Source organism: Brevibacillus sp. AY1 (assembly GCF_029870785.1).
GTDB lineage: Bacteria > Bacillota > Bacilli > Brevibacillales > Brevibacillaceae > Brevibacillus > Brevibacillus invocatus.
This window is the reverse complement of record NZ_JAFLPN010000002.1, coordinates 247,550-257,086: the sequence shown is the minus strand read 5'-3', so window position 1 is coordinate 257,086 and position 9,537 is coordinate 247,550. Positions and strand designations below refer to the sequence as shown.

The window sequence follows — 9,537 nt, the reverse complement described above, 5'->3', positions numbered from 1 at the left end:
TGTCTCCATATAACGATTTTACCAACAAATAGAGGGGCTTGCGCCCCTCAAAATTATATACTTTCCTATATAGTGAAAAAAAGCTGAGGCGTATCGGCCCCAGCTTCCTTTTGGATTCTTATTCTTTTACCATTGCACCGTATTTTTCAGCGTCCATCAGCTTGTCCAGTTCAGCTTCATTCGCCAATTCCACGACAATCATCCATGCTTGTTCATACGGCGAGGAGTTCACCAGCTCTGGCGCATCCTCCAGCTCGCCATTCACCTCAACTACTTTGCCAGATACAGGAGCGTACAGCTCAGAAACCGTTTTAACAGACTCTACGCTACCGAATGGTTCGTCCTGCTGAATGGTTGCTCCAACCTCCGGCAATTCAACGAACACGATGTCACCCAGCTCAGATTGAGCAAATGCAGTAATGCCGATATACGCCTTGTTACCTTCTACTCGCACCCACTCATGTTCTTCGCTGTAACGCAAATTTTTTGGGAAATCCATCGTTTACGTATCCTCCTATCAGGTACATTCCATTACATCATAAAACATATTTGACGCCATTTCTAGGATTCCTCTTCCATGCACCCATCATTTTCCCTGTTTTCGCTGGATAATTCCTGACTGGGCGATCGATGCCGCCGCTTCCCTCAGCACTTCTGGCGATTGCACGAGTGCAATGCGGACATACCCTTCTCCCTGCTCTCCAAATGCACTTCCCGGAATCACGACCACTCCGGTCTCCTCCAAGAGCGCAAAGGCAAATGCATCGCTGGTCCAGCCCTTGGGCACGGGGGCCCATACAAACATCGTCGCTTTTGGCGGTTCAATGATCCAGCCCGCTTTTTCGAGCTCATGTAAAAGAACATCCCTGCGCTCCTGATACAAGGCTCCTACGCTGTTTTGACCTTCCGACAACCGATCCTGCTTCATGGCTTCTATCGCCATTTGCTGAACGGGGAGGAACACCCCGTAATCGACATTGGACTTGACCACAGCGAGCGGTTGGATGATAGCTTCATTTCCCACGACATAGGCGATGCGGCAGCCTGCCATGTTGAAGCTTTTGGAAAAGGAATTGAACTCGATCCCTACATCTTTGGCACCGGCAGCCTGCAAAAAGCTGGGAGGCTTGTATCCGTCAAAGGCCATTTCTGAATACGCCAGATCGTGTACGACAATGATCTCATGGCGCTTCGCAAATGCCACTACCTCATCAAAAAAGGCGACGGTGGCGACAGCCGATACCGGATTGTTGGGGTAGTTGAGAATCATGAATTTCGCCTGGTTGGCTACCTCTTCAGGAATAGCCGACAGATCAGGTAAAAACCCATTTTCCGCTTTGAGCGGCATGAAATAAGGGGTGGCCCCAGCCAAATGGACACTCCCCGCATAGATGGGATACCCTGGATCAGGCACAAGAACCAGATCACCGGGATCCGTCCAAGCTAGAGCAAAATGGGCGAGACCATCCTGAGAACCCATCAGGGAATGAACCTCTCCATCCGGATTTAGCTCCACGCCAAAACGGTATCGATACCACTCCGCCACCTCTGCCCGAAACGATGCTGTCCCTTGACTGAGGGCATACCCAAAAGCCCCAGGCTGTTGGATCGCTGCCGCAAGCTCATCCAGCAAACGCTGGTCTGGCTGTTGATCCGGACTGCCGATACTAAGGTCGTACACTTTTCTCGTTTTGGCAACTTCGCGCTTTCGCTCTGCCATTTGCGAAAAAATCGCGGCCGACAACTGCTCCAGTCGCTTCGACGGTTTGGGCATACTCACTTTCCTCCCCAGGTTTTTTCCAGGTCTTCTGCTTTAAAGCCCAAGGTAACGTTTTTCTCGTCGGTGATCAAAGGACGTTTGATCAGTTTTCCATTGGAAGCGAGCAGCTCCAGCATTTCTTCCTCTGTCATGGTTGGCAGCTTGTCTTTGAGTCCCAGCTCCTTGTATTGAACCCCGCTCACATTGAAAAACTTGCGCAGTTCAAGCCCGCTTGCTTTCCAGATGCGGCGCAGCTCTTCCTTGCTTGGTGGAGCGTCCACGATCGGAATTTCCTCGAAGCCCACGCCTTCCTCCGTCAGCCATTTCTTTGCTTTGCGGCACGTATCACACTTGTTGTACAGGTACGCTTTGATTGTCATCGAGAATCACCTCTACGATTTTATGTATGAATAACGACAGCTCACACATCCGTAAGCTGCCGTTTTCTTCCTTTTCACTCTATTATGAACGGGGCTTGACGGAAATTTCAACCTGATAGCCAGCATGCTTCCTCGTTTGAAACACCGCATTTTCAAAAATCAGGTACTGGGCTTTTACGCCGATCAGACGGCCTCCGATGCTTTCTTCCTTATCCAATGTTTTGGAGTTGATCTTGTCCAAAGATTCCAGAATAGGGTACGTAATATCCACCCATTCGTCTTCCCGGTATTGGAAAGGCTTGAATGCATCCGGGAAGTGGCTGTACACCTCGTCTCGCATGGTGATCAGGTCGATCTCCCGCACCTCTCCCTTGAGCATTTTGCGCCAATTGGTCTTGTCCGGCAAAAACTGGCTGAGATGGAATTCCAGCTCCCCGGCCATCCTCCGTGTAGGGACTTCTGCGATCGGAATCGCACGGATCGCTCCCTGATCGACCCAGCGCTTGAGCTGGTTGTTCTTGCGAGTCAAACCAACCTTGATATCACTGGACACAGCGAGGTAGACGTAGTGTGGTATCATGCAATACGTCTCACCAAAGCTCTCATCCCTGCAGGTTCCCAGTTCAAAGTGGCATTCATGAGGCTTGACGATACACAGGTCATTCTCGGGAAGCTTTGTAAAACAGGGATAGCAGTACCCGCTGTTAAAGGTCTTGTTCGTCTTTCTCCCACATGCAATACAATTTTTCTGACCTAAAAAAGAAATCGTGACGTCATGATCCAGCCATTCATTTAACGGCAAACGATCTTCGCCGATTTGCATATAGTAATCTACGGGCTTGTCCTTCCCGTGATACTGATGTGTCAATCCATGTAGCAAACCTCGGAGCTGCACACATACTCTCCCCTTCCCCGTATACAATCGATCCTTTCATTCTATCACATCATCCGTTCCCTTTGATCGCTGCTTTCTTTTGGCAGCATGTTTTCCATGAACAGAGGCGAAGCTATGACTATATTCCACGGAAGGAGGCGTTTTCCTTGAGACACAGCATGCTTCTTGCATGGCTCGTCATCGCCGCTTGCCTTCTTGGCTACGCTGCACTCCCCGTACAGGCCGGCACTTCCCATCTCACCTATGAGCCGATTCACCGAATCGATACAAAGAAAAAAGTCGTTGCCCTTACCTTCGACGACGGACCCGACGCGACGTATACACCTAAAATATTGGAGGTCCTGCACCAAAACAAAGTTCCAGCCACTTTTTTTGTCCTCGGCTCCCAGGTGGACAAGTATCCCAAAGTGATGCAATGGATTACCAAGGCAGGGCATGAGATCGGCAATCATGGCTATGATCACCATGATCTTAACAAGCTCACCGAGCAAGAGGTTTACGATGATATCAAGCACGGTGAGCTTTCTATTTTACGCACGACCGGAATACTCGCCCAAAATTATCGTCCCCCTGGCGGCGTCATGACCCATGATGTGATGAATGCAGTTCAGGCTTGTGGTTATGATCTGATTCTCTGGTCCATTGATCCGCGCGATTGGTCCCTGCGTCGTACCGCCTCGGTCATCGCCAAAAGTGTGAAAAGCAATGTCTCGTCTGGCGACATCATTTTATTTCACGATGGCGGGCTGAACCAGAAGCAAACCGTTGCCGCCCTGCGGGATTTGATCAAGCACCTGCGCGCACAGGGCTATCGCTTTGTTACGGTAAGCCAGCTATTAGATGAAGCAAAATAACGCTATTGTAGCAATAGGCACCAGTGCTCCGTACTCGAAGCAGCTGGTGCCTATTCTTAAGAACCGTTCGGGTCGGAATTCCAGTTTTGTAAGGAATCCGTTTGTTTAAACATCTTTTTTTGTCCACGTGCAAAGAGGACATCTTCATCTGGATAGTAGGCAATATCATCCTTTACCTTTAGTCCCGTATCCAGAATTTCCAATACCTCTTCACCCGTATTGATGAACTGGTGGGCGATTCCTCTTCCGGCAGGCTTGGCGATGAAATCCCCTTTTTTCACTAGGATGTATTCATCATTCATCCGAAGCGTACCCGTGCCCGCCAGGATCAGAAAAAACTCCTCCTGAAGGCTGTGACTGTGATACTTCGTGCTTTTTGCCCCTGGCTGCACCTTGTCGATATTGACATAGAGCTTTTCACTGCCGGCAGCATCCCCTAGAAAAAGGGTACACATCTTCTGATCATCATCGATATGATCTTCTGGCAAAGCTTCTATATTACACAGCTTGATCAACTGACCATCACCTTGCCCAAAAAGGATCGGAGTCTCTCATTTGTCGGATTTTCAAATACCTCTTCAGGCTTTCCTTCCTCCATGATGACTCCCTGGTCCATAAAAATAACTCTGTCCCCCACCTCACGTGCAAAGCCCATCTCATGGGTGACCACGATCATGGTCATTCCTTCTGTAGCCAGATTTTTCATAACAGCAAGCACCTCACCCACCAGCTCCGGATCAAGTGCGGAGGTTGGCTCATCGAACAGCATGACTTTGGGATTCATCGCCAAAGCACGAGCAATCGCCACGCGCTGCATCTGTCCGCCTGACAAGCGGTCCGGATAGACATCGGCTTTGTCCTCCAGGCCTACCTTCTTCAATAGCGCCAAACCATGCTTGCGTGCCTCTTCCTGCGCGGTTTTGCGCACTTTGATCGGTGCCAGCATCACATTTTCCAGCACCGTTTTGTGTGGAAACAAATTAAAGCGCTGAAAAACCATTCCTACGTCTTCGCGCACCTTGTTGATATCTACCTTGGGATCAGACAAATCATGTCCGCTCATGATAATCTGGCCGCTGGTCATTTCCTCCAACTGATTAAGGCAACGTAAAAATGTACTTTTTCCTGAGCCAGATGGGCCGATTACACATACGACTTCTCTTTCTTCGACCTGTGTGGTTATGCCCTTCAATACCTGTAAATTGCCATAATTCTTCTTCAAGTCCTTTACCTGGATAATCATGGCATCACCCCCTGCAAATCGTCTACTTTTCGCCTATCTCCTATATATTACATGAATATTGCCGCAATTGCATGAAATGGGAGCAAAAAGAATAACCGGAAGCAACTCACCTCCGGTTTAAGCTGTTTTGCACAGCCACTATCCTTTTGCCGTCAGATTACAGTCACCCTGGCAAGAACAAGTCGTACAAGTCAAGTCATGCCTTTTTCTCTCTTTTTGCTGGACAGGAAGTGAATCAACCGAGCCGAATTGAGGACGACCAGGACAGATGTGGCATTGTGGACAAAAGCTCCTCCTACAGGCCCAAGGATTCCGGCCATCGCCAGAATGACCGCTATGGCGTTGATCACGCTGGAGACGATCAGGTTCTCGCGAATGACCCGAAGCGTTTTTTGTCCGAGCTGTACGACATCTGCCACCTTGGACACATCATCGTTCATGATGACAATGTCAGCTGCTTCCGCTGCTATCTGTGTTCCGCCAGCCCCCATCGCAATCCCCACATGCGCTGCTGTCAGTGCAGGCGCATCGTTAATACCGTCACCGACCATCCCGACAATATGCCCTTTTTGACGATGCTCTTCTACACGTTGATACTTCGCCTCCGGAAATTGTTCTGCATAGACAGTCGTCACCCCGGCCTGACGCGCAATCTGACTGGCCGCCCCCCTGTTGTCTCCGGTCAGCATCGCAATCTCGCCCACACCATTGAGCCGCAATCGTCCGATCGTATCCCGCGATTCCAGACGAACGCGGTCAGCCAAAGAAATCATTCCGACCAGCTTGCGGTCACGGGCAACGAAAACCGCCGTATGTCCAGCACTCTCCTGCTCTTCTCTCATCTGCGTCAGCTCTGCTGTTTCAATCCCCTTGTCCGTGAAAAAGCGGCGATTCCCTACCATGACTTCATGACCGTCGATTTGCCCCGACACACCATTCCCCGGGTGAACGAGAAAGGAATCCACCTGCGGCAGCTTGATGCCTCTGTCTTCCCCTGCCTTCACGATGGCGTGTGCGACTGGATGCTCCGAGTGCTGCTCCAGCGCCGCGGCCAGGCGCAACACATCCTCAGCCTGCTGGTTGTGCAAGCGAGCTACTCCGGTTACCTGCAATTTTCCTTCGGTCAGTGTACCTGTCTTGTCAAACAGCAGAGCATTGACCAGACCGATTTGCTCCATTGCCACGCCACTTTTGATGAGAATCCCATGCTTGGCTGCACTTCCGATACCTGCCATGATCGCAGTCGGCGTAGCCAATACCAATGCGCAGGGACAGAAAACGATGAGGATGGTAACCGCTCGAACCAGATCACCTGTGATCATGAACATAAGAATAGCCAGGATCAGACTGCTGGGAACAATCCAGGCTGCCCAACGATCCAACAGGCGCTGTACAGGTGCCTTGCGTTCCATCGCTTCTGCCACGAGACGGGTTACCTTGGCAAAAGTCGTTTCGTCACCAACTCGCTCCGCAACGATCTCGATGACGCCATTGGTGTTCAACGTCCCCATGAAAACCTCGTCACCCTGACGCTTTTCTACTGGCAGCGATTCCCCCGTCAATGCTGCCTGATCAACGGCTGCTTGACCGTGATGGACGACACCATCCACTGGCACCTTCTCACCCGGTTTGACCTGAACCACATCTCCCTTGACGACCTTTTCCAAAGCTATTTCTACCCAGCCGTGCTCACGTTTGACCATCGCCGTCTGCGGAACCATCTGTACCATTTCCTCCAGTGCAGATGCAGCCTTCGCTACAGTACGGTTCTCCAACCACATCCCGATCATCATGATCAAGGCTACTTCCCCTGCAGCAAAAATTTCACCGATGCCTACAGCAGCTACGATTGCAATCGTCACCAGCACATCACTGTTGATCTTGCGTTCCATAAACAGCTCCTTGCTCGCCGCCCAAGCGATCGGAACCCCGCACAAGAGCACGGCTATCCAAGCCAGGTCACCCCCCCAAACCTCCCCGTACAGCCAACTGCTCAACAAACCGATTGCAGACAGAGCCATCGCGATTTTTTCCATCAAGACAACCATCTCCTTTTTTTCTCTCGTTGAGAAAGAGAATCAGACTTATTTCTCCCGTAAAAACAGTGGAAGCTGCTGCCCGAAGGCAACAGCATCCTAATTGATAATGATTATTCCTATCTTTACCTAGGTGAATATTTTTGCGCAAAGCCAATAAATTTATATTAATTCTAATGTAGACCTCTTTCTTCGTCAATCCTTTTTTTGGCGTTTCGCATGTGTAACTCTAACGATTGCTGCTCATGCTAAGACCTGAGGTGACCTGTATGGAACGCAAACAATGGATCGCTCTTATCATCGTCTTTTCCGTTCTTTTGGCTGGGCTTATCGTAGAAGGGTTTGCTAGCACGACGGATAAACTCGCCGACCACCCTGGCTACTCCTGGGATGAAAATATTGTTTCAGGCGTCGGCAGCAGTAAAATCGTGCAGCTGTTTGTAACTGGAGTCATAACGGGACAGCAGAGCGCGGCAGCCACTGTGGTTCGCTACTCCCTGGTGGACGGGACAGACGCTGGGTAAAATCATCATGGGTATTCGCGTGATACCGGTTGGTGCGAAACGCCAAACGTTATCCATCGGTCAGGTGCTCGTGCGTGAATGGATCGGCAAGCCGCTTTGCTCGCTTCCATTCGGACTGGGGTATATGTGGGTTGGCTGGAACAAGAAAAAACAAGGATGGCAGGATCTGATCGCCCATACGTTCGTGAATCGAGAAAAACGGCATTAGGTCTATACATAGCAAAAAGACTCGCCTCCAGCTCATACCTTGCATGGAAAGCGAGTCCTTTTTCGCAATAAAATCATGTAAGCGCTTCACCGCAAAAAGAAGATTCCACTCTATGTGGTCGATCCATTTACTTTGTCTGAACCTGAGGTGCGGCAGGAACAGGTGATTTGGCATCCTCTTCGGCAAAAAACGGAATGACAAACATGCTGATGACAAAAAATACGACCCAGATGATCCCTCGCTTGAAAATACATGGAGTAAACATATGGAGCAACCCCTTCCACCATTCATTCTCTATATATCTACGCTTCCCTACCTGCCGCCCGTTTATGCTTCTTTTTGGCACCATGAACAAATTGTCGGACAAAACCACTAAAAAAACGGCACCTCCCCTGTCTTTTACAGGAAAAGTGCCATTGCCCATCCTTTACTCTTTCGATTAACCATGCTTTTGCAATGAAATCGGTATCTCTTTTTGTGCCGCTGAAGTCTCGCGATGGACCAGACACGCGATAGCAAACGCCAGCAGCTGCGCTCCCATCAGCCAAAACATCGTCCACGGCTCCCACGCCTGCATTAAAAATCCATTCAAGCCTGGAGCCAGAATGCTCGCTACCCCAAAATTGATACCGGCTATGATACCCACCGTAGGGATCATGGAAGCAGGCAAAATGTCCGCCGCGTAAGCCAATCCGAGCGAGTAAAAAGACCCCACAGCCGCCCCGGCGATTGCCAGCATCAGCATCATGAACCAGACATTTTCTCCCGCAACCGGGAAGAGGAAGAAAGCCGCAGCTCCGACCAAAGCGCAGACAAACATGACCTTCTTGCGTCCAATGCGATCACTCAGCATACCAAGCGGCATTTGCAAAATGATGCTTCCTACGATAAAGGAGGGCAGGATCAGGGAAGTCCATTCCAGTGACAAGCCTGTGCGCAAGGCGTAGATGGGAAAGCTGCCATTTAGCGACGTTTCCATAAAGCCGTAAAGAAAAGGAGGAATCAGCGCCAGCCAAGCGATGCGCAGAACTGCCACGTACTTGTTCTGCTTTTTCTCCGTCTGTTTGATTTCCTCTGGGAAGTCATTCTTGATTCGGGCCAACAGCGCGTAGGCGATGACGTACAAGACAATCAACGCTCCAAATGGCACCCATACCCCGAACGTCAGCAGGTTTAAACCCAAAGGTCCTATCGCAAAGCCAATTCCGAATGCCAGACCGTAAATGGACAGATCCCGACCGCGGTTCTTCTCCGAGGTGATCTTGGTCACCCACATCTGGCTGGCGTAATGCAAGCTGGAATCGCCTACGCCCATCAGAAGTCTCAGAACAAACCAGACGGTGAGCGAAGAAAACATAGGGACGAGAAGCGTCGATACGGTCAACAGCACTAGTCCCCAAAAAATCGTATTGCGGTACCCGATGCGGCGCAAGGGGATCTCCAGCCAGGGTGAAACCAGTACAACTCCGATATAGAGGGCAGTCGCATTTAACCCATTCACGACAGTCGATACGCCCTGCTGCTCCAGCATGACAGCGAGCAGCGGAATCGTCAGTCCTTGATTGGCCCCTGCGACCGCCACGACGACGATCAACACCCAAAAGGTGTAGCGAGATGATTGCATGGTGTTGAACCTCC

The 9,537-nt window shown here is 50.4% G+C and carries 12 protein-coding genes; 3 read left to right on the top strand and 9 right to left on the bottom strand.

The genetic code is table 11. The annotated features are described in order from the left end of the window. Nucleotides 1-118: 118 nt before the first annotated feature. The 4 genes from gcvH to JZI27_RS04670 form a co-directional block, all read right to left on the bottom strand. Complete coding sequence (gene gcvH, locus JZI27_RS04685) at nucleotides 119-499, bottom strand: glycine cleavage system protein GcvH (protein WP_122908869.1); 381 nt, start codon at nucleotides 497-499, stop codon at nucleotides 119-121. An 87-nt stretch (nucleotides 500-586) separates the two neighbouring features. After that, nucleotides 587-1,774 carry an aminotransferase class I/II-fold pyridoxal phosphate-dependent enzyme gene (locus tag JZI27_RS04680; protein ID WP_280206922.1) on the bottom strand — a complete coding sequence of 396 codons (1,188 nt, stop codon included), beginning with the start codon at nucleotides 1,772-1,774 and terminating at the stop codon, nucleotides 587-589. Between the two features lie 2 nt (nucleotides 1,775-1,776). Then, on the bottom strand, nucleotides 1,777-2,139 hold the full coding sequence (locus JZI27_RS04675) for an arsenate reductase family protein (RefSeq protein ID WP_122908867.1): 363 nt from the start codon (nucleotides 2,137-2,139) through the stop codon (nucleotides 1,777-1,779). A gap of 82 nt (nucleotides 2,140-2,221) precedes the next feature. Next, nucleotides 2,222-3,034, bottom strand: coding sequence for a DUF2797 domain-containing protein (locus JZI27_RS04670; protein WP_280206921.1), 813 nt, complete (start codon nucleotides 3,032-3,034; stop codon nucleotides 2,222-2,224). A gap of 158 nt (nucleotides 3,035-3,192) precedes the next feature. Between JZI27_RS04670 and JZI27_RS04665 the strand changes: the two genes are divergently transcribed. After that, nucleotides 3,193-3,888 (top strand): polysaccharide deacetylase family protein, encoded by a 696-nt coding sequence (locus tag JZI27_RS04665; RefSeq protein WP_280206928.1) that lies wholly within the window; start codon nucleotides 3,193-3,195, stop codon nucleotides 3,886-3,888. A gap of 56 nt (nucleotides 3,889-3,944) precedes the next feature. Here JZI27_RS04665 and JZI27_RS04660 read toward each other — a convergent pair whose 3' ends face one another. From JZI27_RS04660 to JZI27_RS04650, 3 genes are all read right to left on the bottom strand, one after another. Beyond that, entirely contained in the window at nucleotides 3,945-4,403 is a 459-nt protein-coding gene (locus JZI27_RS04660) for a cupin domain-containing protein (protein ID WP_280206920.1), read from the bottom strand. Continuing rightward, the gene (locus JZI27_RS04655; RefSeq protein ID WP_280206918.1) at nucleotides 4,400-5,131 is read right to left on the bottom strand and encodes an amino acid ABC transporter ATP-binding protein; all 732 of its coding nucleotides are present in this window, start codon (nucleotides 5,129-5,131) and stop codon (nucleotides 4,400-4,402) included. Before JZI27_RS04655 ends, JZI27_RS04660 begins: the two co-directional genes overlap by 4 nt. A 191-nt stretch (nucleotides 5,132-5,322) precedes the next feature. After that, the gene (locus JZI27_RS04650; RefSeq protein ID WP_280206927.1) at nucleotides 5,323-7,167 is read right to left on the bottom strand and encodes a heavy metal translocating P-type ATPase; all 1,845 of its coding nucleotides are present in this window, start codon (nucleotides 7,165-7,167) and stop codon (nucleotides 5,323-5,325) included. Nucleotides 7,168-7,436: 269 nt separating this feature from the next. Between JZI27_RS04650 and JZI27_RS04645 the strand changes: the two genes are divergently transcribed. Together JZI27_RS04645 and JZI27_RS04640 are read left to right on the top strand one after the other, a co-directional pair. Next, nucleotides 7,437-7,691, top strand: a complete 255-nt coding sequence (locus JZI27_RS04645; protein ID WP_280206917.1) for a hypothetical protein — start codon at nucleotides 7,437-7,439, stop codon at nucleotides 7,689-7,691. A gap of 7 nt (nucleotides 7,692-7,698) precedes the next feature. Further along, on the top strand, nucleotides 7,699-7,899 hold the full coding sequence (locus tag JZI27_RS04640; RefSeq protein ID WP_280206916.1) for an RDD family protein: 201 nt from the start codon (nucleotides 7,699-7,701) through the stop codon (nucleotides 7,897-7,899). Between the two features lie 127 nt (nucleotides 7,900-8,026). Here JZI27_RS04640 and JZI27_RS04635 read toward each other — a convergent pair whose 3' ends face one another. After that, a complete protein-coding gene (locus JZI27_RS04635) occupies nucleotides 8,027-8,164 on the bottom strand; it encodes a hypothetical protein (RefSeq protein ID WP_251243392.1) in 138 nt (45 codons plus the stop codon). 174 nt (nucleotides 8,165-8,338) lie between these two features. Beyond that, nucleotides 8,339-9,523, bottom strand: coding sequence for an MFS transporter (locus JZI27_RS04630; RefSeq protein ID WP_280206915.1), 1,185 nt, complete (start codon nucleotides 9,521-9,523; stop codon nucleotides 8,339-8,341). Nucleotides 9,524-9,537 lie beyond the last annotated feature (14 nt).